Source organism: Leptospiraceae bacterium (genome assembly GCA_016708435.1).
GTDB lineage: Bacteria > Spirochaetota > Leptospiria > Leptospirales > Leptospiraceae > UBA2033.
This window is the reverse complement of record JADJFV010000034.1, coordinates 487,579-512,949: the sequence shown is the minus strand read 5'-3', so window position 1 is coordinate 512,949 and position 25,371 is coordinate 487,579. Positions and strand designations below refer to the sequence as shown.

Below are 25,371 nucleotides of genomic sequence, written 5' to 3'. Positions count from 1 at the left end.
TACAACATTTTTCCATTGTCTATGTCAAAAAAACGGACAAGGATTGTGATTTACAATTTTAAAAACATTTAAATTGTATATATTATATGATAATGCCTCAAAAGAAAATGCTTCTGTTTCTAAGTCTTTTTTTATATTCTTCTCTCAATGTATGTTCCCAATCAAAAGAGCCTTTATCTATTGAAAAAAAGACCTTAGACAAAAAAGAAAGCAACTGCACTTATAAAATTCAATATCCAATTTTCAAATTAGGCAAAGACTCTAAATACGATGGCAATATCATTCGCGCAATCGGCAAGATTTTTGTAGATGATTTTACAAAACTAGAATCCTATGACAATGAATTCGAATGCAATAAGAAAGATAAGAATGCTCATCCTTTTTCTGTCACTGGAAATTTTAGTGTAAAACTAAAGACCGATACAATTTTGAGTATTCACTCTGATTTTTCTAGCTTTCAAGAAGGCAATGCCTATCCAAATAATACTTTTAAAACATACAATTTCGATTTAACAACTGGAAAACAAATTCCTTTTGATTCTCTTTTTAAAAAAGACAAAAAGTTTATAGTTCCTCTTCATAAATTTATGACAGAGGTAATGCTAAAAGACAAAAGCATCAGCGACAAAGAAGAGTTTATCGCACTCAAAAAAAATCAATACGATTATTATCTTACGGCAGATTCTTTAGTCTTGATTAACCTATTTGATATTCATGCAATGCAAGCAGTGGAAGTAAAAGTTCCATATGAAAAAATTAAAAAATATCTAGATACAGAGAATACATTGAAGTTTATAAAATGAAAAAAGAAACGGTCTTAGAAAAATTAAACCTTGCCGGTCGTCAGATGACACGCGAGGAGCTAACGGAAATTCAACACAATCCAAAGCTATACCGTCAGGACTTACTTAAGATTCTAAAACGAGAAGCGGCTAAGCCTCAGAATCCCACAGAGCGAGTAGAATACAATGATTGGTTGTATTCTCTTTATCTACTTGCAGAGTTTAGAGATAAAAATGCATTTGCCCCTACACTAAAACTTTTCTCTAGAAAGGGAAATTTTTTAACTCCTTTAACTGGTGATATAGTTCTTCAAAATCTAGGCTCTATACTTGCCTCCATTGCCAATGGAAATGATGCTCCTTTAAAAAAAGTTATCGAAAACAAAGAATTAAATGAATACTGTAGAGCAGCCTGCATGGAAGCACTCGTCACGATGGTAGAAATTGGTGAGTATCCAAGGGAAGATTTGTATCAATACTTCAATGAATTATTTAAGACATTGGAGCAAACGCCCATTTTCCCCTGGTCTGTTTTATGCCAGTGTTCTATTTTATTATATAAAAAATCTTTTCTAAAAGAAGTAAAGCAGGCTTTCAAACTAAATCTAGTCGACGAAATATTTCTAGATATGGACGAAATCAAAGCCTATATTTCTAAGCCCGAGCTTGCACAGCTTTCACTTGCTAAGAAAAAATATGGAATCATAGTAGATGCGGTATCCGCCATGGATTGGTGGACTAATTTTAAGGATAAAGAGGATATATGAAACTAAGAGAAAGTAACCTTACAAAGTTACAAAAAGAAAATTTTGATGTGATTATTTTAGGAGGAGGGATTAACGGCGCTGTAGCCGCATCCGCTTTGTCGGCTAAGGGTGCAAAAGTTGCTCTTATTGATAAAGGAGATTTTGCAGGCTTTACGAGCCAGAGTTCTTCTAACCTCGCCTGGGGTGGAATCAAATACATGGAAACATTCGAGTTTGGACTCGTTCGTAAACTCTGTATGTCTCGCAACAAGCTAATGCGTAATTACCCCTCGACAGTAGAAGAAATTCGATTCTTTACCACAATCACAAAAGGATTTAGACATGGTGTGTTGAAGTTATACGCTGGAACCTTATTCTATTGGCTAATGGGAAATTTCTTTACAAAGCCTCCAAAATATTTAACGAAAGCGATGATGAACCAGGAAGAGGATATCATCAAATTAGACAATGCAGTAGGTGGATTTGAATATTCCGATGCCTATTTGCATGATAATGATGCACGATTTGTATTCTTATTTATACGCGCTGCTTTAAACTATGGTTGTATTGCGGCTAATTACGTTGAGTCGCAAGGAGCAACTAAAACGGGAGACGTATGGAACGTAAAAGCAAAAGATACAATCAGTGGAAAAACATTTACAATCAGAGGAACAGTATTAATCAATGCATGTGGACCTTTTGTAGATGAGCACAATGGTATAACAAATCAAAAAACGAATCACAGACATGTATTCAGCAAAGGAATTCATTTAATTGTAGAGAGGCTAACAGAAGTTAAACACATTCTTACTTTCTTTGCGGATGACGGGCGTTTATTTTTTGTAATTCCAATGGGAAATAGAACTTGTATTGGAACAACCGATACACAGGTTACTTCTACTTATGCGGAAGTCACACAGGAAGATAGAGAATTTGTTTTAGAAAATATCAATAAGCGTGTGAAACTAACGCATCCTTTAACAACAAAAGATATCATTGCCGAAAGATGTGGAGTGCGTCCCTTAGTCGTAACCAATACGGGAGATCAAACCGCTGACTGGGTAAAACTATCTCGTAAACATGAAGTCGAAGTCAACAAAGAAGATAAGCATATCAGTATTTTCGGTGGAAAGCTAACTGATTGTATCAATGTCGGTGATGAAGTAGCAGAATACACACAGCAACTAGGAATTAAATTACCTTACTTTGATCAGAAATGGTATGGAGAACCTTCGGATGCCGTGAAGACAGAATTCCTGCACCAAGCAAAATTAATGAACCTAGATGAAATGACTCATTCTGAATCAAGTGAGCCTTTATCTAAAAGACTTTGGAGAAGATATGGCTCACAGGCTTTGGGGATACTCGACGATATCCGCGAGAACCCAGAACGGGTAAAAGTATTAATCGAAGGAACTGAATACATTCGCGCAGAATTGGAAGAAGCTTCCCGCAGAGAGATGATTACAAAGCTAGAAGACTTTTTACGTCGTCGTTCTAAGATCTCCTTAGTTGTAAAGAAAGACGATTTAAAAAAATCAACTGGTCTTAAAGAAGCATGTAAGATTTTATTCGGAAGTGAAGCAGACAAAAAATGGAAAGAATATTTTGGATAGAATTAATATGAAAAAAATGTTCTTACTTTCAGTTTGCTTTTTAACTTTAGCCGCTCCAATTTATTCCCAAGAAAAAGGAAAGAAATCGGTCGTTGCTAAAAAGAAAAAAGAATCAATACAAGCAAGTCCAATAGCTAAAATATCTACTAGCCTTGGACGAATAGAATACTTTCGAGAGAAAAAAAACACTGCGTTAGTTGCAAGCGTGGGGGAACTCTTAGAGTCCGGGGATACAATAAAAGTATTCGGAAATGCAAGTGGAGAAATTTATTTTCTAGATGAGCCCGAAGTCTTAGTTCAAATTCGAGAGAATACAATTTTAAAAATAAAGAAAGATAAAACCCGTAGCATTGAATTGACTACGGGTGAAATTTTTCTAAGTTTTCTTAAGACTTCGCAAGATGACAAAGACACACCGTTTCAAGTTTCAACAGGAACATCCCTATCCACTGTAAAGGGAACAGAAATTAGTATATCCACAGACAAGGAAGGCGTAGACAAGCTTATTTGTAGCCGTGGTATAATTAAAGTAACCGCTCAGGGTCAAACGGTTATTATTCCTGCAGGCTATGCCAGTATTGTTCGGAAAGGAGAACCAGCGCAGGAGCCGTTCAAGCTATTAGATCAAGTGAATGTAAAGCCAGCGAAAGCTCCTAAGAACGAGTAGTTGCAGATGAATTATGCTTGCTTTATTTGAAAAAGAATGCAAGATTGCAAAAACTTAGGAAGTCGTATGTTTATTGAACAAATAAAATTAGAAATTCGTAACAAGAATTACAATGCAGTTCTTCCTTTGATGGACAAAGTTCCTGAAGGAGAAAGGAATGCGGAGTATTTTCTACTTCGTGGAATTTGTGTTCAGGTATCCGATCCAGAAAATTTCAACAAAGAAGACGCAGAGTTTTCGTTGCGCAGAGCAGTCGAATTGAGCCCCTCTAGCAATGACGCAAAACTAGAATTAGCCTACTTCTATTTAAATGTTTTGCATGATCCAACTTCTGCAAAGAAATATTTTTTGGAAGTGTTAAAATCAACTAGAGATGCCGTTCCCAATTCTCTTTCTAGCCTAATGGAAAATACCCATGAACTAAAAGAAACTTACGCGGCATTTGCAAATACATTAAAAGAACAAGCTGAGATTGCTTTTTCCGCTGATGACACTGCAAAATAAAAAAACAGATTTGAATTTAAAAATAAAGAGCGTTAAATGTTTATATTGCGCTCTTTACTTCTAAGAAAGTATTAACCTTTCTTGCAAGATTCCTGTGCTTCTTTGAATTTTGCGTTTACACCTTCTTTACATTCTTTGTGCTCAGGTCCTTTTTTCTCTTTACACTGACCCATTGCTGTTTTCTTTTCTTCCTTTGCTTTTTCAATGCAAGCCTTAGCAGTTTTGCGACATTCTTCTATCGTTGTTTTTTTCTTTTCTTTGCTATCGGTTATGCATTTTTCTTTGTCTGCACCTTTGTCTTTACAAGCTTCGCGCTCGGTCTTAAAAGACTCTTCTGCTTTTTTGACACATTCTAATTTATCAGCGTATAAGCTGATAGAAAAAAGAGAAATGCTTACGATTAAAAATATTTGTTTCATAGAACCTCTTTAAATTTTAATTATATTCATAGTAGGTCTTAACTTATATTTTGCAATTATTATTTAATGTGAGTTCGACATAAGAATTATTCTGTTATGTCACCCCCATTATGTTGCGACCCTAGGAAGCAACGCTTGCTATTGAGTTTCGTTTTCTGTCGGGGGTCTCAAGAAGTAGAGATTCCCGACAGAAGAATTCGGGAATGACACCTTAACGCATTGTCAAATCATATAAACCTCTTACATTGAACTCACGTTAATCTATTCAATTTCTTTAAATTTGACTTTGTGATAGAATTCTTCTTTCCCACCGAGACTAATGATTCTTAACTCCAAGTATGGATATTTGTCTTCCCAATAAATGTCTATCGTCCCAAAGTTTTCTTCGACAATTGCTTTGCCAACACGCTTTGCACTTTCTTCCGGCGCTATGAATTTGAATGGTTTGTTAAAAGAGCTAGAAGTAAAATCATAAATCGGGTAGGCGAGATTTTCCTTTTCTACATTCAGTTCAGACATATGTCTATCACCGCTTAGAACAATTACTCGCCTCGCTTTCTTTTCTTTGATTAAATCAAAAAACTTTTTTCTATCCGAAGGGAAATTTCCCCATTTTTCAAAAGGATGAAATGTATTTACAAGCTGGATACTAGAAACAATAACTCTAAGATCTGCTTCTTTTTCTAATTCATCTGATAACCATTTCCATTGAGCCTCTCCCAAAACAGTAGCACCTTCGTCCGTGTTCGGGATATTTCTTTTAATGCCAAAGTATTTTCTCCAATCTCTTTTTAGTTCAGAACGAAAGTAACGTGTGTCGAGCATAATTACCTGTAACCGCTTTCCCTTCGTTCCGAAATAATAGGAGTCGTAGATTCCCTTACGTTTCCATCGCGGCGAAGACGGATTTTCCTCAAATGCTTCTAGAAAGATTCTCTGTGAATTTACTTTGTCTTCATATTCCGCCCCTGAGTCGTTGATTCCATAGTCATGGTCATCCCATGTATAGAGCATTTTAGAAATTTTTTTTAAGTTTTGGAATTCTTTTCTACTGGTGAGAAGATTGTAATAGTATTTTTTTTCATCTGCAATATAGGAGTCATAATAGATATTATCCCCTAACCACAAGAATAATTCTGGCTTCGAGGAAATCATTGGCTTCCAAATTTCCTGTGGGTTCCATTGTTCGAGACAGGAACCAAAGCCAATTCTTTTGATGACCTGCTTGCTTTCTTCTGCATGAATTTGATTTAAAAAAATAAAGTAGATTAAAAAAGTATAGATAAGTTTTGAAAATATTTTTTTCATAAACTTAGCTTTCTTATGCGAAATGTATTTTGCAAGTGGAAAATAAAAAAAGCCGAGTGATTAGCTCGGCTTAGTAATTATAGTTGTTTAAAAAATGTCACCCTGAGGCTATCGAGGGGAGATTTTACTCATACATACTCTTGATGAGTTTTGCATATTTATCAGAGATCACATTTCGTTTCATTTTGTAAAGATTTGTTAGTTCATCTCCTACTTCCATTACCTTTGGTAGAAAACGGAAATCGGAAATTCTTTCAAAGCTCTTAAATCCATTTTGACCAGAGATAATGTCTTTGATAGCAGTCATGTAATGAGCACGAAGCTTTTCATTTTTATTTAAATCGTCACCATAGTTAATGTTCTAGCTAGCTTCTTTTAATTTGTCCACATCAGGCCAAATCAAACAAGCAAGAGATTTTTGATCCTGTCCAACAACCATAACTTGGTTGATATGTGGATGCTCTAAAAGAAGATTTTCGATTGGGACCGGCTCAACGTTTTCCCCACCGAGTAATACGATAGTATCCTTAACACGACCTCTTACAGAAAGAGTTCCGTTAAAGCTTTTAAATCCTAAATCGCCTGTGTTCAACCAACCATTTACAATTGTCTTTGCAGTTGCTTCTGGATTTTTATAATATCCTTTCATGACTTGTGGACCTTTAACGTGGATAATACCGAGTTCCCCCGTTCTTACTTCTTGTCCTTTGTCATTTAGAACTTTTACTTCTGTTCCTGCTGGCGTAAAACCAACGCTTCCTTGAATGACTCTGCCTACAGAACGAACGGAAATTACTGGAGCACATTCTGTCATACCATAACCTTCATAAACTGGAATTCCAATTACATTGAAGAATTCATCTACGTGAGCAGGAAGAGCGCCACCACCGGAGATAGTTCCACGTAATTGACCGCCTAACGCTTCTCTAATTTTTTCAAATACTATTTTATCTAAAGCAGTGGACGGTATAGCAAGGTTAGCCGTTGTTACAATCGACTGAACTGTTCTACTGATTTTTTCGACTCCGTCTTCTTGCTTGGATTGTAGTTCATTCCCTTGAATGTAGTCAAGTCCCTTCTTGTAAGTTTTCCCAACTTCAAAAGCTGTGTTAAATAACAACTGTCTAATTGGCTCTGATTTTTCTACTTTTGATTTTATACCAGCATAGAGATTTTCCCAGAGTCTTGGAGCAGAAGCCATAAAGGTAGGCTTTACTTTGATGAAGTCATCTCGCAGGTCGCGGATATTTGTGTAATAAATTGCAGATCCAGCGGCTACCATAGAGTAGTCGTTTGCTCTTTCGAAAACGTGCCATACTGGTAGAATGGAGAGAACTCTATCTCCTTTTTTTATACCTACTAAAGGAGGAATGGAAACTACATTATAGATCATATTTTTATGAGTTAGCATAACTCCTTTCGGAAGACCTGTTGTTCCTGATGTATAAATAATTGTAAATAAATCATCTTCTTTTGTTTCTCTTGCTCTTTTCAAAAGCTCAGATAATTTTGATTCTCTTATCGCTTTACCTTTTTCTATAGCATCATAAATATTAATTACACTTTCGTGTCTGGATACATATTCTCTATCCATGACAATTAACTTAGTTACACTAGTTTGAGGGATAATAGGCAATACGCTCTCTAAAAGCTTTCCGTGCTCTACAAAGCATACTTTACTTTCACTGTGCTCTAAAATATATTGAATTTCTTGCGGTGTAGAATCAGATCCTCTCGGAACGTTAGCTGCTCCATTGAGAAGAACGCTCATATCAGCAATTGCCCATTCAACACGGTTATCAGACATCAGTCCAACTTTGTCGCCGGGGTTGATTCCGAGTGACATTAAATAAAGTCCGAGATTTTCTCCTTGCGTGTAGGCATCTCTAAAAGTAACACCGTGGAATTTTTTATTTGTATCTTTTGTAAAGAACGTTGGAACGTTTCCCGCATTTGCGTTAATAGAAAAGAACATCTCGTTCAGAGTTTTGTAATTACCCATTTTTGTATTTTCTCCAGTTTATCATTGAGTTTCTTTTTTTGCTTATGAAGATAGGCTTTTAAAGCCAGATTCGCTAAATAAAGTTTCATACCTAGCGCACATAAATCAATAGTTAGACGTTTGGTATATACGCATTGAAAAAGATAATCCTAATTCTTTCAACCGAAAAAAATCTTTATTTGAATTGCAAGCCAAACTACTTTACACTTTCAATGGTTTTTAAAAACATTGTAAATGCAAGCAAGAGTTGATGTGTCATATAAAAAAAGAAAAAGTCAATAGAACCATGGGATTTTTAAAAGCACTTCTGTACCTAATTTTGCTTACGATTTCCATTCCAGTTTTCTCGAACAGTGTTGTAATTGAAGACGGTATTTCGAAATATCCATTAGGAAAAAATCTTAGCTACCTCGAAGACAAAACGAATCAACTCAAATTTGAGCAAATTGCCAGCCCTGAATTTTCCAAATCATTTTTACCGAGCCACCAAGACAACCCCAGTTTTGGATTTCAGGATTCTGTCTATTGGGTTAGAATAGAATTTCAAAATCTATCCCTAACTCGAAATGATTTCTATTTAGAAGAAGCGTTTCCACCAATGGATTTTCTGGAGATGTATTCTATTGAGAATGGAAAAATTCAAACCAATGTTCTAGGAGATAACATTCCATTTGGCGCAAGAATTGTAAACCATAGAAACCATGTCTTTCCAATTTCCATTCCAACAGGAGAATCGAAAACTTATTATATAAAATTGAAAACAAAAAGCGTTATGGTATTTCGTATGACGCTATTTGATTTAGATGCGTTTTATGAAAAGACTGTCATTGAACAATTTTTCTTTGGAATGTTTTATGGAATTCTTATTTTATTGGTTTTAAAAAATATCTATCTCTATTTATCTTTAAAAGAGAAATTATATATCTACTATGTGTTGTTTGCTTTTTCGTTGGGAATGTATTTTTTTGTATTCAATGGGTTTGCTTACGCCTATTTCTGGCCTAATTCGATTTACTGGAATGATATTGCAAATCCATTTTTCATGACTCTTTCGCTTTTAACTTCCATTCGAACTTCGATTCATTTTTTAAAAATTCAAGAATACTCTGTAAGAATAAAAGACATTTTAGATGTAGAATCTGTTTTGGTTTTATTAAATCTTTTCCTGCTGTTTTTAATTCCTTATAAATTTACTTTTTATTATATCTACATCCTAATAGCTCCTGTAGGTATAACAATATTAGTCGGAACGGTCATAAGTCTATTTAGAAATAATCCTATGGCAAAATTTTTTCTTTTAGGATTTTCCGGTTTCATTGTTTGCTCGGTGTTTATCATGATGAATAATCTAGGCATTCTATCGGGCTATGCTTCTCCTGATCTAATGCAAATTGCTTCCGGAATCGCAATTTCTCTTTTGTCGATTGGTCTGGCAAATCGATATTATATTCTAAAAAAGCAAAATGTAGAAATTGAAACAAAATCTATACAGATTAACTCTCGACTGAGTAGGATTCAAAACGAATTAGAGATTTCCAAAAAGATTCACGAATCGCTTCTTCCTGCAAGTCTTCCAAAATTAAAGAACGCTAGAATGTATGCAAAGTATCTACCGTCAGGCGAAATAGGTGGAGATTTTTATGATATTTTCCATTCAGAAGAGAATCATTTAGGAGTATTCATTGCAGATGTAACAGGGCATGGCGTGCCAGCTGCTTTATTTGCATCAACTGTTAAGTTTTCTTTTTCAAGAGAAACAGAATTGATTAAAGAGCCTTCTAAACTTTTAGCCAATATAAACGCATCCTTATTTGAAAGAATTGGAAATAATCTTTTGTCAGCGGGCTATTTCTATTTAGACTTACAAAAAAGAAGGCTGACCTATGCAAGCTGTGGACATCCTCCTCTCTTAATATGGAGAAAGGAAGAGAAAGAGTTTATCGAATTAAAACCGCGAGGACGGCTAATCGGTATTTCCCGTGATATTGTTTTACATGATACAATAATGAAATTGGAAATAGGCGATAGGATACTGTTTTATACAGATGGTCTTATCGAATGCGAGAATACCAATGGAGAAGCATTCGGAGAAAAAGCCTTATATAAATTTGCCGTGATGAACGAAGATATGAACGCAGAGCAGTTCTGCAATTCTCTTGTGAATTCATTGAATGAATACTCCGCAACGCCGGGACGATTTAGTGATGACGTTACTTTTATTGTGATAGATATTATTTGAGTTTTTAATTAAGAATTTTGAATTATGAATGTAAGAGTGATGGGAATCCAAAATTCATAATTAATCCAGCCTTCGATTTACAATTCTATCTAGAACAATTCCAGTTGCAACAACCACATTTAGGGAAGAAACTTTTCCGTGCATTGGAATTTGAAATACAAAGTCCGCATTTTCTAAAAGAATCCTTTTTACACCCGCTTCTTCGTTTCCCATGATAACAGCAGTTTCGTGGATTTCAGGCAATTTGTCCCAGCTATCCATACCTCTATCACTTGTGGCTACTACCCAGTAACCGTTTTCTTTTAGAAAATCAATTGCCTGTCTTAGATTCGTAACTCTAAATATTTTTAAATGATGAATAGCACCGGAGGACATACGCTCTACTGTATCATTAATCGGAGCACTTTCCCTTTCAGAGAGAACAATCGTTGTAAACCCAAAGCATTCTGCTGTTCGTAAAATGTTTCCTAAATTTCCAGTATCTTGAATTCTATCTAGTATAAGAATCGGTAATTTTTCTTCAGCGACTAATTCTTGTAAGCCTGTAAAGTCTCCTGAATAATTGGATTTTTTACTTTCTTCTCTAAGTAATATAACACCCTGGTGATTAACTCCGTGAAACATCGAATCTAGTTCACCATTTGTCAGATAAGTAATTTTAATTCCTTTTGGAATTACGCTTATGATATCCTCAATCAAATCACGGGAAGGATTCTTTTTAACAAGAACTTCTCTAAATCCCCATTTGTTAGTTGGAAGTCCTTCTTCATGATTCTTTTGAACTAGTTCGGCTACGTTGCGTTTGCCGTAGATGGCACCTTTGATTACTTTCTTTTCCATTTTACACCGGTTGGACTGTCTTCTAGAATAATTCCTTTTGCAGACAAATCATTACGAATTAAATCTGCCAGAGCAAAGTCCTTATTTTTTTTTGCAGCTTGTCTTTTATCTATTAAATCCTGGATTTCTGAATCTAAAGTCTCTTCTTTTGGTATAGAAAATTCTAAAATCCCTAAGAGTTCATTGACCTTTGAAAAATAATAGAGTAGGTCAGATAGGTCTTCTTTCGTTAAAGAGTTTGCATCTAGAGAAGAATTGATTTTCTTTAGAAATTCAAATAAAGTTCCAACTGCTTTTGATGTATTCAAATCATCCGCTATACTTTCTAGAAATTCATCATAAAAAGTTTTAGAATATCCATTTTCTCTAGCGAGAGTTAAATCATAATTTAACGCTTCTAAGATTCGATTCAATGTATTTTGAATTTTAAAAATTGCTTTATCTGCTTCTTCGATAGATTTCAAAGAAAAATTCATTTTCGTTCTATAATGAGCGGATAATAATAAGTATCTGATTGCTTTAGGATTGTAACCTTTCTCTAATAAATCTCTGAGAGTATAATAATTACCCAAACTCTTAGACATTTTCTGATTTTCAACTAATAGGTGTTCACAATGCATCCAGAGATTTACAAAGTGCTCATGCGGGAAAGCTCCACAGGTTTGAGCAATTTCATTTTCATGATGTGGGAATAATAGGTCTATGCCGCCTGTGTGAATATCAATTCCAGAAGAATAGATTTTTCGAATCATCGCAGAGCATTCTAAATGCCAGCCAGGTCTTCCTTTTCCGTATTTTGTTTCCCAGAATTTTTCTCCTTCTTGTTTGGGAGATTTCCACAAAACAAAATCCCTGACATCTTCTTTTGTATATTCATCTGCTTCGTAGCGTGCGCCCGATTTCATTCCGTCTACATCGAGTTTGCTTAGCCTTCCATAATCCTTGAAGTTGGCTATTGAATAGTAAACGCTACCATCTTTTTCATAAATTAAATTTTGCTCTTTTAATTTATCAATTAAATCCATCATTTCAGGAACAGATTCTGTTGCTCTTGGATAGTGCTCTAATTTTTCGATGTTAAGAGTTTGTAAATCTTCAAAGAATATTTGAATCCATTTCTTTGTAAATTCTTCGACAGTTACTTTTTGCTTTATGGATTCTGTTATGATTTTATCTTCGATGTCCGTTATGTTCATCGTTTGATCGGGCATATATCCGAGTAACTTCAGTGATCTACGCAAAACATCTGTGAAAATATAAGAGCGAAAATTTCCGATATGGTTGTAGTTATAAACTGTCGGACCGCAGGAATAAATCTTCACTGCGTTTGGGTTCTCAGGTTTAAAAACTTCTTTTTTATTTGTGTATGAATTATAAAATTTTACTTCTAACATTAGTATAAAGATTGGTTCGATGCAAATTGAAAACCATTTATGGTGTCATCCGAAAGTCGGGACTCTACTTCTGAGATCCAAAAGAGGAGACAATAAGATTAACTCTTTCATCGAGCTTACGTCAGTTACAGTTTTATAGGAACTATTTCTACGTAAAGCTATCTTTTGCCGCTTGCATAGTTTGTAGAAGTAAAACTGCAATGGTCATCGGACCAACTCCACCTGGAACGGGAGTGTAATAAGAAGACTTGGATGCTGCATTTTTTAAATCAATATCTCCCACATTTCCTGGATTGTAACCTGCATCTAAAAGAACGACCCCATCTTTAAGCCATTCCGCTTTTATGAATTCAGGTTTACCAACAGCACCTACAACAATGTCTGCTTGTTTTAAAATTTCAGGAAGATTTTTAGTTTTAGAATGACAAATTGTAACAGTTGCATCTTTTTCGAGTAGCATCATCGCCATTGGCTTTCCAAGAATAGGAGAGCGTCCAACGACTACGGCTTGTTTGCCACTTGGATTAATTCCATATTCTTCTAATAAAAGCATGATTCCATAAGGGGTGCATGGATTAAAACTCTTTTCTCCCATGGACAATTTCCCAAAGGAGAGGGAATTTACTCCATCTACATCTTTTTTTTCTGCGATTCTGTCAAATGCAAGCCGTTCGTCGATTTGCTTTGGAACAGGGTGTTGGAGTAAAATTCCTGTTATGCTTTTGTCTTCATTTAATTCATCGATTACTTTTAAGAGTTCTAGTGTTGAAGTTGTATCGGGAAGCTCAACTAGTTTGGACTTCATTCCAAGCTTTTCACAGGAGTTGATTTTCATTTTTACATATACTTGCGAGGATGGATCACTTCCTACTAAAATGGTAGCCAGAGTAGGGGTAAAAGAATGTTTTTCTTTTAAAACTTGGATTTCAGCTTGGATTTGGGATTTAATTTTTTCAGAAAGTTTTTTTCCGTCGAGGATGATTGGATTTATCATAACAAGAACTATCTTATTTAACCTCTATATTCTGTCTAGTCTCACTAAGCTAAATCTTGCTAATTCAATTTATTAACTCACCTTACGCAAAGTAATAAAATTAAGAATATTAGATGAATCTAATGAATTAATAAAATCAATAGCCCGCGGCAGCGAACCCACCGTTAGGTGTAACCCCATATCCAGCGACGGGCACGCTGGTCACTCACCTTGCGTAAGGTGAGTTATTAAGAGATTTTAAAGTCTTAATTTGGAAAAAAAAGTAAAAACTAACTCAAAAATTGAAAATTTTGCTCTAAGTTCTTACTTTTTCCAGAAAAATGAAAAAAGAAGCTCAAAAATCATAAATAGTTGAATTTGAATGGAAAAAGAAAGATTAAAATCTAAATATTTGAATCAAAATGCAAATAGAATGAAAAACTTCAGAATTTTACCAAAAAAATGGAAAAAGAAGCTCAAAAATCTAAATATTTGAATCGGCTAAGTTCGTTCCCTTCGAAACTGAATGCTCAGGGAACGCTATAAACTTTGAAAGAAAACAAATCCGCTCAGTGAGCGGAGTCAAACTGTGTTCTAAAACTAAGCCGCTACTGTTGCTGCTGCTTTTGGAACAATGGAAATCTTCTTTCTTTTCTTGTCAAAGTATCCAAATGTTACAATTCCATCTACAAGTGCAAATAGGGTATGGTCACGACCAACACCTACATTTACGCCTGCTCTAAAAGTGGTTCCTCTTTGTCTCATAAGGATATTACCAGCTTTTACCCACTGACCACCAGATTTTTTCAATCCAAGTCGTTGTGCGTGTGAATCTCTTCCGTTTTTAGATGAACCGCCACCTTTTTTATGTGCCATTTTAAACTCCTAAGTATTACTTTCTACTAACTGAATTTCTTCAGGGTACTGCTTCAATAAATTGTGTATTCCTGTCATTATCACTTTAAATGCTAGATTCGTATCTTTACTCGTTTTAGAAACTTCTAATTCGAGAAATCCTTTTCGGATTGTTTCATGAGAAACGTTAGACATAATCTTCAAGTGTAAGTATAATGTTTGAACTAAGGTGGAGACTGCCGCACAAAGGATATTGCTTCCTTTTTTGCCAAACGAGTCTGGAGCGTGCCCCTCACTGATTAGTCCTATATAATTTCCCTTTTTGTCTTTTTTAACTTCTAGGATAATCAAAAGCTAAGATTGGTAACCTGAAACTTTTGTAAATCCTGTCTGTGACCCCACTGTCTGTGGTAGTTCTTTCTTCTCTTGTATTTGAATCCGTCGATTTTTTCGCCACGAACGTCTTCTAAAACCTTGAGAGTTACTTTTGCTCCGCTAACAGTTGGCGAGCCTATGTTAACTTTATTTTCTTGAGCTGTGAGTAGGATTTGAGCGTCAAATTCTGATCCCACAGGTTTGTCAGATTTTTGAGCTAAAAAAATCTGGTCTTTTTGAACTTTGTATTGTTGGTTACTGAGTGAAATAACTGCGTACATAAATTTATCCATTTAATTAGTAGTAAATTCCACATTTTAACATCCTAGCTAGGAGTCAAGACGAAATGTATCGACAGCAAACCTTTCTCGAAATTTATGGTAGTCATGGAAATAAGAAATATTTGTATCATCGCACACGTCGACCATGGTAAGACTACTTTACTAGATGGGATTTTAAAAGAGACAGGTGCTATCACATCAAAAGAAAATCGCGAACGTATGATGGACTCTAATGATTTAGAGCAAGAGCGTGGAATCACAATTTTAGCGAAAAATACAGCAGTTCAATACAAAGGCACAAGAATCAATATCGTAGACACTCCAGGTCACTCTGATTTCGGTGGTGAAGTAGAGCGCGTATTGAATATGGCAAATTGCTCCTTGCTTTTAGTAGATGCATTTGACGGACCGATGCCACAAACTCGTTTTGTTCTAAACAAAGCCCTCCAATTAGGTCATAAACCAATTTTAGTTGTGAACAAAGTTGACCGTGATGGTGCAAGACCAAGCAAAGTTGTAGATATGGTATTTGATTTATTCCATGATTTAGGTGCTACAGATGAACAAATGGATTTTCCAATTATATTTGCTTCTGCAAAGCTAGGTTGGGCTGTAAATCATATCGAAGAAGCTCCTGGAAAAAATCTAGAGCCACTCTTAGACATGGTTATAAAGCATGTTCCACTTTCTACTGGAGACGTAAAAGCTCCTCTTCAATTCCAAGTAACAAGTCTAGACTATAGCGAATACGTTGGTCGTATTGCGATTGGAAAGATTTACCAGGGAACGATTCGTAAGGGACAAGATATTACTCTTGTAACTATGAAAGACGCAAAACAAGCAAATTATAAAATTTCTAAACTCTATGGATTTGAAGGCTTAAAACGACATGAAATTGATTCTGCGGAAGCAGGAGATATAATTGCGTTAGCCGGTATAACAGATTTATTTATCGGGGATACTGTTTGTGATTTGAATCAACCATTTCCACTTCCTCCGATATCAGTCGATGAGCCAACTGTTTCTATGTTCTTTATGGTAAACAATTCTCCTTTCGTTGGAAAAGAGGGCAAACTCGTGACTACCCGCAATATCCGCGAACGTCTAGATAGAGAATTGCAGGTAAACGTTGCTATGCGCTTGGAAGAAACAGATGACAAAGACCGTTTTAAAATTTTAGGAAGAGGGGAATTACACCTTTCCATTTTAATTGAAAATATGCGCCGAGAAGGGTATGAATTACAAGTTTCTAAACCGGAAGTTATTTATAGAACCGCTGAAGACGGATCAAAGCTTGAGCCTTATGAAACATTAGTTATGGATATGCCGGAAAGATTTACCGGTCAAATTATTTCCGAACTCAATCGTCGTAAAGGCGAAATGACTCATATGGATGCGCACGAATCCGGAATCACTCGTATTGAATACATAATTCCTACTCGTGGAATGATTGGATTTAGAGGATATTTTATTTCTGAAACAAGAGGCGAAGGCGTATCTACCTCTCGCTTTTTAAATTATGGTCCTTTTAAAGGAGAAATTCCAGGTCGTAAGAATGGTGCCCTTATTTCTATGGACTCAGGGGATACTACTGCTTATTCGCTCTGGAAGATTCAAGAGCGCGGTGCACTTTTTGTTGATCCAGTCGTTTCTGTTTATCCGGGAATGATCATCGGAGAACATCAAAGAGAAAACGATCTAGAAGTAAATCCATGCAAAGGAAAGAAACTAACAAACGTTCGTGCAAGTGGAACCGATGAAGCAATTCGTTTAGTTCCTCCGCGCAAATTAACTCTTGAGCAATCCATCGAATTCTTAGATGACGATGAGCTACTCGAAGTTACCCCCGCATCTCTAAGACTTCGCAAAAAAGTCCTAGACGGAACTTTAAGAAAGAGAGTTAGTAAGTAATAAGTCACCTCGAACAGCTTACAATGTCATTAAGTTAAGGATTTTTTTCACCACGAAGGACACGAAGTTCACGAAGGAGTTTATTAAAACTTATCTTTTCTTCGCGCTCTTCGTGCCCTTCGCGGTTAATTTCTTCTTGGTTTCACTTAACTTGACAGCATTGAGCGATGTTCGAAATGACTGTAAATCCTTCACAAGTTGTATAACCAAAATTTTGATTTAATGTAAAGCAAGTTTGATTAAGTCGCATAATCGTAATTTGTCAACAACAGGTAGACTATAAACAGAGAAGGAAAGATAATGTGATAAATTTTCTGTATCAGTGATCTCTGAAATGGAAATTTGAGTCTCGGGACTGAAGGGAGAAATCACAAAAGAATCCTGCATTGTTTCCATTTGTGCATCAATAAATTTAATTTGTGAATAACTAATATTAGCTTCAGCGTTTTTGTTTAGAATTGAATTTTGAATAGAGCTAGAAATTTTATCTTTGTCAAATTTTAAATGTATCGTTGCATTGAATCTTTGAATTCCCAGAAAACCAAAAGGAACTACAAATAGACTAATTCCGATTAGCCAGTAGAAATGGGATTTTGAAAATCCTTCTATGAAAATTGAATCCATCCAAATCAGAAGTGCTAGAAAAAAAATACAAAGAATAGGGTAGAGATAGTTAGGCATTTTGGCTTTCCAGCTAAGAGAGCATGTGCTTTCTGTTTTTTCTTTTTGAATTTTTTCGAATTTAAAATCACAGATTTCACGACTATCAAATTCCTTTTTCTCGTTTGCATTCTTTTGAATTTCTTTATGATTAAAAGCTACAGGTAGATCCAATTCCTTTTGCATTTGATTCATTAGAAGCTTTATTTCTGAAAAATCGTTTGATTCTTTTAATTTGAAATAAGCCCCATTCTTTAAATGAAGAAAAAACTGATGATAGGTCACGGTTTTATTTTTATCACTCTTTTTGTATTCTTGCTTGGAGTAAGAGGCAAGCTCATCGAAGTTGATTTTATACTCCGAATTACTAAGATTATCCGCTACTATAGCCGTCTTAGTAAATGTATTCATTTTTAGGTTTAAGCCAGACTTTGTGCCGCTACCACTCCAAATTACAAACCCTGTAATGAATACCGAAACGATGGACCCAATAAAAGAAAAACGAAATTTATAGGTGTAAAAAAGGTAAGCTGCAAAGGCAAATACCAATAATCCAACAGATAAAAAAATGGTAGATAGAGGGAATAGGGTTTCTTGCCAGAGAATTTCAGACTTCGAAAAAAGTATTTCCATGTAGGCTTTTTATTTGGAATTGTAAATATTACAAATCTTTTTTAATTCACAGGATTCACAAATTTCTGGAACATATTTACTCTTACAAATCTTTAGAATTCCAAGTCTACTTAAAGCAAAATCATAGGCAAGTGGGTCTTTCGGATTTATAATTTTAAAATGATCGGAAATACTCTTTGCCAATTGAAAGTCAACGGTTCGTCTATGCGAAAATCCTAATATTCTAGAAAGTCGAACGATATGAACATCTGTTGGATAGAGTAGGGACGATTTTGGAATTGATTTATAAATTCCAAAATCAGGAAATGAATCTCTTACCATCCACCTTAAAAACATGCAATACCGTTTATTAGAAGATCCTAATATACCAGAACCAATCAAGAATTGAAGTCCGTAGCTTAATTTGAATTTGCTGGTAATCTCTTTTACTGTTGTGATAAAATGATTTTGGAAATTCACAATTCTTTCATTTAAAACAGCTTCTTTATTCTCTAAATGAAACAAAGATTCCAAACTGTTCCTATCTTTTAAGATAGAAGAAAGTGTTTGTAGGAATATTAGATTATCCTTATGTGTTTGAAATCTATACTTAGGAATTTCTTTTTCGATTTTTGAAAAGTCTCCTTCTTTTATAAAAGCAAATGGCGATTTGCCTAATAAGGTAAAGAGCTTTTCTAGATGTTGTTTGATAGAAAGCACATTTCCATAAGAAAACAATGCCGCTATAAAACCGACAATCTCAATGTCTTTCTTTGTTTTATAACGATAACAAAATTCGATTGGATCACTTGCTAGGTAAGATGCATCAGAATATTTATTTGCCAGATTTTGTAGAAAATCTCTTTCCGATTTCATAATTCTAGAATTTTCTTTCTAGCTAAATAGGTTTTTGAGAGTAAAGGTTTATTTAATTTTAATTCCATAAACTGCGAAGCCTTTACGAGTATATCAAGATTAGCCCCTGATTCAAAATTAGAACATTCTAGAAAATAAACTAAATCTTCGGTAGCCAAATTTCCACTTGCTCCTTTTGCATAGGGACATCCGCCGAGTCCACCCGCACTAGAGTCAAATGAGCGTAATCCCATCTCTAGACTTTTAGATACATTTGCAATTGCCATTACATAAGTATCATGAAAATGCCCTGCAAAAAAAGACGCATTATTCTTTTTTAATAAAGCATTTAGAAGTAATTCTACTTCCGATGGAACGGCAACTCCAATTGTTTCACCAAGAGAAATTTCATAGACTCCTAAGTCTTGCATTCTTAACACAACTGAATTTACAACGTCGGGTGAAATTTTACCTTCATAGGGACAGGCAACTACTGTAGATATATATCCTCTGACTTTGATTCCATCTTTTTGCGCCCTATCGGTTAATTCTTTGAAACCGCTCAAGGACTCTTCAATCGTTCGATTGATATTTTTTTTTGTAAAGCTTTCAGAGGCTGCTCCAAAGATTGCGACTTCTTTGAAACCGGATTGTATAGCTACCTCGTATCCTTTTAGATTAGGAGTTAATGCTGAGTATGCGATTTCTGCATTTTGAAAATTAATTTGTTTAGAAAGCTCGGTTGCGTCGGAGAGTTGAGGAATCTTATCAGCCTTGACGAAAGAAGTTACTTCTATATTTTTTAGACCTGCATCAATTAATAGGTTTATAAAATGAGATTTGTCTTCTGTTGAAATGACCTTTGTTTCATTTTGGAGTCCATCGCGCGGACCGACTTCGGTGATTTTAATTTTCTCTTTCATGGTTCTTCCATGAGAATTTCTTGTTTTATGATTTCCACTGCTTTTTGAAATCTCTCTTCAAAATTTCCGGTAATTAATCTATAAGGACGCTTTGCTTTTTCTAGTTCTGATTTAAAAAGTTCAAACATTTCTTCTTTTCTATCTCCCCTATCTCTTAATTTATCTTCCACCCAGGGGATATCAATATACGTCAATAGATGAAGCGCATAGTTACGATTATACGCAGCTTCCGTGATCCACTCCGGACAGGTATTGTAGTAATGCTCGCTATACACTTTTGTGATCAGCACATCTGTATCGCAAAATAGAATTTTATTTGCGCTTTTTGCGGCTTCTTCTTCGATTCGAATTTGACCTTCTGCTATGATTGGGATATCAGAAAGTTCCACCGGAGTATCTTTTTCTTCTAAGTATTCTCTTGCAAATTCAGGAATCCAATTTGTATTAAAATACTCTGCCAGTTTTCGGGCTAATGTTGTTTTGCCAGTTGATTCAGGGCCATATAGAACAACTCGTCGCACAAAATGGGGTTTTGCCGCAGGTGATAAAAATTCCCAGTATTTTAAAGGATTTTCTCTGATTTTGGTTCCGGAAATTGGAAATGCTTTTCTATCTAAGTCAATACAGATATGTTTCGCGCCTAGATGTTTTGCTAATTCATCCCCATATGTTTCGGAGCTAAATACAAAATCAATTTTTCCAGGAATAAGCTTGCGAATACTCGTTTTCCAAATATTCCAAAAATCGGGATGCTCTTCAGGGTATTGTGGGTTTTCATCTGTTAGATGATGAACTTTTAGACTTGGAAATGTTTTCTTTGCCCAATCGAATCGCACATCTCCGGCAATCGCTTCTCTTTCAAGAGTTCCAACAATTATTTCCAGTGAATCGACTAGCTTACATGCAGATTCAATTAGATAAATATGCCCTTTGTGTAAAGGGTAAAATTTACCGAGCACAATTCCATTTACATGGTTTTGCTTTTCCATATTATAAGTATCTTCCTTTCTTAAAAAAAAGTATAACCAAAATTAATAAACATCCCGATTCATATATAGATAGGTAGGTTAATAATGATACAATCAGCTAAATATTCAACAAATAATTTGGAAAGAGAAACATGGGAAAGTTTTGAAGTTGGATCTTTTGAGGATGTGGTGGACGCGGTGAAAGAAAATCCCTCTAGCGCGCTTTTAAACCATTTAGCAATCCTGGCAAAGTATGAGCTTGGATTTAGATCCAGTCAGGATTTTGTTGGGCTTTCCAATAGCGGTTTATCAGTATTTACTCCTTTGGTCAATGCTTATATCGCCTATTATTCGGGAAATAAATCTTTAGCTTTGCAAAAGGTAAAAGAATACCTTGAGAAAAACAACCCGCCTTTGTGTTTAATTATCATTAACTTCTCAGTAAAAGTCTCTTTTGAATTGGAAGCTTATGAAGATTGCCTAAGCTTTATGGATTTATCCCTGAAGCGTCAGGGAAGCAATCCAAATGAATTTATCAAAGAAAGAATTGAATGCTACTTTCAATTAAAGAAGCATTTAGAATTAATTCAGTATTTTAAATCAGTTTATAAATTACTAGATGCCAATTACGATATCTACCTCAAGGCTGGTTTATCTCTCAATGCACTTGGAAAATACCAAGAGGCTCAATTCCTTTTTGGTAAAATTCCAGGCAAAAAAGAATTGCCGAGCTATGATGAGAAGAAACAAGAATTTAAACCAATCATCAATCGAATCGCGGAGTTTGAGAAAAAGGATGTGTTATCTGATTCAGAATTAAAAGATTTGGGATTTGCCTATCTATTTAACTCTGAATTCAAGAAAGCAGAAGAAGTATTTAAGAGAGTTGCCTACGCAATAAAATAATTACTTTGCATTTTTTAAGATTCTTTCTAGTTTCTTTCGAAGCAAGAATCTTAGCAGCTTCCTTTGTAGGAATGCTTAATTGTGTTTTAAATTTTCCTGTTGCGTTAGTTGCGACAACTAAATAAGGATTAGCCCCAATTCTAGGATGTTTCATAGCTTTTATAGGATCACTCATATAAATCACAAATCCATTGTCTATTGCAAAATTTTTGTTTGTAAGTTGAGCAGAATATATTTCTAAACCCTTGTCAGTTAAGATTTTAGGAAATAAAGATGGATTAGCCTCAAGATGTCTTGCATCTATGATAAGTCCTGAATATTCTTCGGAGACTGCAATCTCTGGAAATTCGGGGAAATTTTCTTTATCATATTCCACATCCAAATAGTTTAAAAGTCCTTTTGCACCAATCAATTTTGTAAGGGATTCTACATGAACTTCATCTTGAATGTATTTCACTTTTATTTCACTTGATTCGTTTAAGAAAAATTCATTGAATCTTTCTCTAAATTTTTCTTCTTTATTTACCTTCTCCAAAATTGTAAATTCTTCATTTAGCCTCAGAGATTCAATGGATCTAACAAAGTGAATTTTGATTTTTTCCTTTGCTTTTAACAGACTCTTATTTCGTGCTTCTGAAATATTGTAAGCGGTATTTTCCTTTCCGTATTCAGAATCCTCACTATCGATAATAACACGTGGTAATTTTTGCGAGACATTGAGCGAAATTTGCAGCGTGCTCCAATTGACAACTGTGTCAAAAAAATCTTTCATTATAAGTTGCGATTTGTCATTGGCAAAGGTTTGTGAGCTTAGTATATAAACAAGAGCTAGTATTAGTAAACGTTTCATTGTTATAAGATTCGGCTTATTATGATTCCGTTTCAATCATTATTTCTATAAGGGTTCGCGCAAAACGGTAAAGGATTTCCAGAATGTTATTTTTTTTCAAGCTAGATTGGTTTCCAGAGAAAGATTTTTTAGACAGGATTAACAAGATTTGCAGGATGAATAATCCTAAAACCAAATTAAACCCTTTGTATCTTTGCATGAAACTCTCAATTCTTCTTCAAATTTTTACATGTTTCGTTCATAAGAATATATTTTGAACGAAACTGTTTTTGTCTTTTTAAAAGAAATTTAGCCAAGCACTCTGTAAACTGAGTAATCGATGTTTTATTTGCTTTTGCAGATTCATTTATTGTATTGCAAGCTTGATTGGTTTTTGGAGAAAGATTTTTCTAGACACGATTACCAAGATTTACAGGATTATGAATCAAAAATCCAATCTGACCTAAGCATATCTAATATCCATACCATTTTGGCATAAAACTTTTATTTTCTGCCAAAAATATCTTTTTACCCGATATTGAGTATAAGACTTTTGCAGTATGTAAAATTATTATTCTTAGTCTTGTGATTTTAGAATTCAAGGTTTAGAAAAAATAATTCTGATTGCCATATTAGTATAGAAATTTTTAAAAGCAAGTAGCGGTTAATTATGATTCAGTTTAAAAAAATTAGCACAAAGTTTATTACACTTGCTGTAGTTGCTCTGACTGTTGCCATTACCCTGACAGGAGGAATTAGCTATTTCACGGCCAGATCTTCGATTATAAAGAAATTAAAATCGACTGATTTAATTCAAATCGCCACTTTGAAAGCTGACCGTGTAGACTCACGCATTTCTCGTGCTATTGAAACCTCCAATCTAATTGCAAATGATCCAACCATTCTCCGTTGGTTTCGTGAGGCAGAATCAAATTATCTCCTTGGCGAATTAGTAAGACAGAAACTAGATAGTTCGATTACTTCTTCTGAATATACTTATGCCTTTGCAGCAGATAGACTTACATTAAATTACTGGAAGAATAATTCTAGTAAGAGTATTTATTTAGATTCAGGTGATCCAAATAATGCTTGGTTTTATAAGACTATTAAGATAGAAAAGAAAACTCAAATTAATATTAATTCGGATTCAAAGAATGATACCTATGTTTTTATCAATGTCCTGATGGGTGATATAAAAAATCCTGTTGGTGTTGCAGGTGTTTCAATTCGATTTAATCAAGTCGCTAAAGAATTCACTGCAACAGATCCAAATTACGATGCTAGAATTTGGCTAATCGATCATGCAGGCAAAGTAAAAATTGCCGCTGATATAGAAGGTATCAATCAACCAATTGGAAAATATACAAGTTCGGAAATTGAAAAATCAATTTTGGCTGACCCTTCAAAAATTTCTGTATTGGAATACGAGAGTGATCGGGGGCTAATTGATATTGTTCACGTACCGCTTGAGGTAAATGATTGGGGTGTCGTATATGAAGTTCCTCGATCTAAGATGACAGGTGCGCTCACTACAATTGCTTTTGGAACGTTTGGAGTTTGTATTTTATCAATTCTTTTTGTATTTGTTATATTTTATTACGGAACTTATTCAATTACAGATCCAATTAAAGTTTTAGTTTCTGCGCTCAATTCAATTTCTTCAGGTGATATTAATCAGAAAATAACTGTTTCGACAAAGGATGAAATCGGAAACCTTGCGGATAATTTCAATTTACTCATAGAAAGACTTGTAACAATTTTGAAATCGGTGAAAGAAAATTCAATCGTTATAGCATCTTCATCAAACGAGATGTCTAAAACTACGAAAACCTATTCTGCTAATGCACAAAACCAAGCTTCTACTATTGAAGAAATCACTGCCTCTATCGAACAAATTTCAGAGCGAGTAGATGAAGTTGCAAATCACACTGACATACAATTCGATAATTTGAATGCCTTATCCAATAAACTCAAAGAACTCTCAGCAATCATAGAAGAAATGAATCTTGTGATTCAAAAAACGTTAGGCAACACGAAAGCCATTTCAATCGAAGCAATGTCTGGCGAAGAAGCATTACGCTCCATGAGTGTAAGTATGAATCAAATTGTAGAAAGCTCAAAGGACATGAAAAATATTATTGAAATTATAAATACTATATCGGAAAAAATCAATCTTCTTGCGCTTAACGCATCGATTGAGGCAGCTCGTGCCGGACATGCAGGAAAAGGTTTCGCGGTAGTAGCCTTAGAAATTTCTAGACTCGCAGATCAGACAGCGTCTAGCGTAAAAGACATAGATTCTCTGATTAAAAAGAACAACAAAGAAATACTAGGCGGAATTGATACAGTCAATGTAATGATGAAAAAAACAAATAGCATTAATTCTGGTGTAGATGCCATTGTGGAAAAGATGAATTCCATTTTCGAATTTATGCAAAGACAAATTACAACTAAATTCTTAGTTGAAAAAGAAACAGAGATTGTAAAAAGCCGAGCTTCTGAAATTCAACAGATTACGAAAGAACAAAAGATCGCATTTGATGAAATTGTGAAAGCTATTACTTATATTAATGAGATTTCACATTCCAACACAGAAAGTTCTCAGGTAATTGCAACGAAATCTTCCGAACTTTCTAAAGTTGCGGATTCCTTAAAAGGAAAAATTGATTTCTTTAAACTTTAGAAATCGTTTTTCTTTTTTTAAAA

The 25,371-nt window shown here is 34.8% G+C and carries 22 protein-coding genes and 1 pseudogene; 9 read left to right on the top strand and 14 right to left on the bottom strand.

The genetic code is table 11. From position 1 onward, the window contains the following. Positions 1-92 precede the first annotated feature (92 nt). From IPH52_25115 to IPH52_25095, 5 genes are all read left to right on the top strand, one after another. Positions 93-803 carry a DUF4163 domain-containing protein gene (locus tag IPH52_25115; GenBank protein ID MBK7058268.1) on the top strand — a complete coding sequence of 237 codons (711 nt, stop codon included), beginning with the start codon at positions 93-95 and terminating at the stop codon, positions 801-803. Beyond that, positions 800-1,549, top strand: coding sequence for a DUF1186 domain-containing protein (locus tag IPH52_25110; protein ID MBK7058267.1), 750 nt, complete (start codon positions 800-802; stop codon positions 1,547-1,549). Before IPH52_25115 ends, IPH52_25110 begins: the two co-directional genes overlap by 4 nt. Beyond that, on the top strand, positions 1,546-3,144 hold the full coding sequence (locus tag IPH52_25105) for a glycerol-3-phosphate dehydrogenase/oxidase (GenBank protein ID MBK7058266.1): 1,599 nt from the start codon (positions 1,546-1,548) through the stop codon (positions 3,142-3,144). Before IPH52_25110 ends, IPH52_25105 begins: the two co-directional genes overlap by 4 nt. Positions 3,145-3,151: 7 nt before the next feature. Beyond that, positions 3,152-3,811, top strand: coding sequence for a FecR domain-containing protein (locus tag IPH52_25100; protein MBK7058265.1), 660 nt, complete (start codon positions 3,152-3,154; stop codon positions 3,809-3,811). A 66-nt stretch (positions 3,812-3,877) separates the two neighbouring features. Beyond that, positions 3,878-4,315 carry a hypothetical protein gene (locus IPH52_25095; GenBank protein ID MBK7058264.1) on the top strand — a complete coding sequence of 146 codons (438 nt, stop codon included), beginning with the start codon at positions 3,878-3,880 and terminating at the stop codon, positions 4,313-4,315. Positions 4,316-4,386: 71 nt separating this feature from the next. Here the strand turns inward: IPH52_25095 and IPH52_25090 are convergent, their stop codons facing one another. The 3 genes and pseudogenes from IPH52_25090 to IPH52_25080 all read right to left on the bottom strand — a co-directional run bounded on the left by IPH52_25090 (position 4,387) and on the right by IPH52_25080 (position 8,044). Next, the gene (locus IPH52_25090) at positions 4,387-4,734 is read right to left on the bottom strand and encodes a hypothetical protein (protein MBK7058263.1); all 348 of its coding nucleotides are present in this window, start codon (positions 4,732-4,734) and stop codon (positions 4,387-4,389) included. A gap of 261 nt (positions 4,735-4,995) precedes the next feature. Then, positions 4,996-6,042, bottom strand: coding sequence for an alkaline phosphatase family protein (locus IPH52_25085; GenBank protein MBK7058262.1), 1,047 nt, complete (start codon positions 6,040-6,042; stop codon positions 4,996-4,998). Positions 6,043-6,166: 124 nt separating this feature from the next. Then, positions 6,167-8,044, bottom strand: a pseudogene (locus IPH52_25080) (long-chain fatty acid--CoA ligase). 286 nt (positions 8,045-8,330) lie between these two features. On the opposite strand from IPH52_25080, the gene IPH52_25075 reads away from it, so the two are divergent. Then, positions 8,331-10,283, top strand: coding sequence for a SpoIIE family protein phosphatase (locus tag IPH52_25075; GenBank protein MBK7058261.1), 1,953 nt, complete (start codon positions 8,331-8,333; stop codon positions 10,281-10,283). A 60-nt stretch (positions 10,284-10,343) separates the two neighbouring features. Here the strand turns inward: IPH52_25075 and rlmB are convergent, their stop codons facing one another. From rlmB to rplU, 6 genes are all read right to left on the bottom strand, one after another. Then, positions 10,344-11,123 carry a 23S rRNA (guanosine(2251)-2'-O)-methyltransferase RlmB gene (gene rlmB / locus IPH52_25070; protein ID MBK7058260.1) on the bottom strand — a complete coding sequence of 260 codons (780 nt, stop codon included), beginning with the start codon at positions 11,121-11,123 and terminating at the stop codon, positions 10,344-10,346. Next, on the bottom strand, positions 11,108-12,517 hold the full coding sequence (locus IPH52_25065) for a cysteine--tRNA ligase (GenBank protein MBK7058259.1): 1,410 nt from the start codon (positions 12,515-12,517) through the stop codon (positions 11,108-11,110). Before IPH52_25065 ends, rlmB begins: the two co-directional genes overlap by 16 nt. Positions 12,518-12,665: 148 nt before the next feature. Further along, positions 12,666-13,508 carry a bifunctional methylenetetrahydrofolate dehydrogenase/methenyltetrahydrofolate cyclohydrolase gene (locus IPH52_25060; protein ID MBK7058258.1) on the bottom strand — a complete coding sequence of 281 codons (843 nt, stop codon included), beginning with the start codon at positions 13,506-13,508 and terminating at the stop codon, positions 12,666-12,668. A gap of 582 nt (positions 13,509-14,090) precedes the next feature. Then, positions 14,091-14,366 (bottom strand): 50S ribosomal protein L27, encoded by a 276-nt coding sequence (rpmA, locus tag IPH52_25055; GenBank protein ID MBK7058257.1) that lies wholly within the window; start codon positions 14,364-14,366, stop codon positions 14,091-14,093. Positions 14,367-14,375: 9 nt separating this feature from the next. Next, on the bottom strand, positions 14,376-14,693 hold the full coding sequence (locus IPH52_25050) for a ribosomal-processing cysteine protease Prp (GenBank protein MBK7058256.1): 318 nt from the start codon (positions 14,691-14,693) through the stop codon (positions 14,376-14,378). After that, positions 14,693-15,001 carry a 50S ribosomal protein L21 gene (gene rplU / locus IPH52_25045; GenBank protein MBK7058255.1) on the bottom strand — a complete coding sequence of 103 codons (309 nt, stop codon included), beginning with the start codon at positions 14,999-15,001 and terminating at the stop codon, positions 14,693-14,695. Before rplU ends, IPH52_25050 begins: the two co-directional genes overlap by 1 nt. Positions 15,002-15,106: 105 nt before the next feature. On the opposite strand from rplU, the gene typA reads away from it, so the two are divergent. Further along, a complete protein-coding gene (gene typA, locus IPH52_25040) occupies positions 15,107-16,912 on the top strand; it encodes a translational GTPase TypA (protein MBK7058254.1) in 1,806 nt (601 codons plus the stop codon). A gap of 219 nt (positions 16,913-17,131) precedes the next feature. On the opposite strand, the gene IPH52_25035 is transcribed toward typA, so the two are convergent. Genes IPH52_25035 through IPH52_25020 form a run of 4 tightly spaced genes read right to left on the bottom strand, consistent with a single transcriptional unit; the run spans position 17,132 to position 20,951 of the window. After that, positions 17,132-18,205 carry a hypothetical protein gene (locus IPH52_25035; GenBank protein ID MBK7058253.1) on the bottom strand — a complete coding sequence of 358 codons (1,074 nt, stop codon included), beginning with the start codon at positions 18,203-18,205 and terminating at the stop codon, positions 17,132-17,134. Between the two features lie 9 nt (positions 18,206-18,214). Further along, positions 18,215-19,060, bottom strand: coding sequence for a TIGR02757 family protein (locus tag IPH52_25030; GenBank protein ID MBK7058252.1), 846 nt, complete (start codon positions 19,058-19,060; stop codon positions 18,215-18,217). After that, on the bottom strand, positions 19,057-19,962 hold the full coding sequence (locus IPH52_25025; protein ID MBK7058251.1) for a hydroxymethylglutaryl-CoA lyase: 906 nt from the start codon (positions 19,960-19,962) through the stop codon (positions 19,057-19,059). Before IPH52_25025 ends, IPH52_25030 begins: the two co-directional genes overlap by 4 nt. Then, a complete protein-coding gene (locus IPH52_25020) occupies positions 19,959-20,951 on the bottom strand; it encodes an AAA family ATPase (GenBank protein ID MBK7058250.1) in 993 nt (330 codons plus the stop codon). The genes IPH52_25025 and IPH52_25020 overlap by 4 nt, the downstream gene beginning before the upstream one ends. A gap of 84 nt (positions 20,952-21,035) precedes the next feature. On the opposite strand from IPH52_25020, the gene IPH52_25015 reads away from it, so the two are divergent. After that, positions 21,036-21,836, top strand: coding sequence for a hypothetical protein (locus tag IPH52_25015; GenBank protein MBK7058249.1), 801 nt, complete (start codon positions 21,036-21,038; stop codon positions 21,834-21,836). Here the strand turns inward: IPH52_25015 and IPH52_25010 are convergent. Further along, positions 21,808-22,686: a hypothetical protein gene (locus IPH52_25010; protein ID MBK7058248.1), complete on the bottom strand. Its 879-nt coding sequence runs from the start codon at positions 22,684-22,686 to the stop codon at positions 21,808-21,810. The genes IPH52_25015 and IPH52_25010 overlap by 29 nt on opposite strands. Before the next feature lie 649 nt (positions 22,687-23,335). On the opposite strand from IPH52_25010, the gene IPH52_25005 reads away from it, so the two are divergent. Beyond that, positions 23,336-25,348, top strand: coding sequence for a methyl-accepting chemotaxis protein (locus IPH52_25005; GenBank protein ID MBK7058247.1), 2,013 nt, complete (start codon positions 23,336-23,338; stop codon positions 25,346-25,348). Positions 25,349-25,371: the final 23 nt, after the last annotated feature.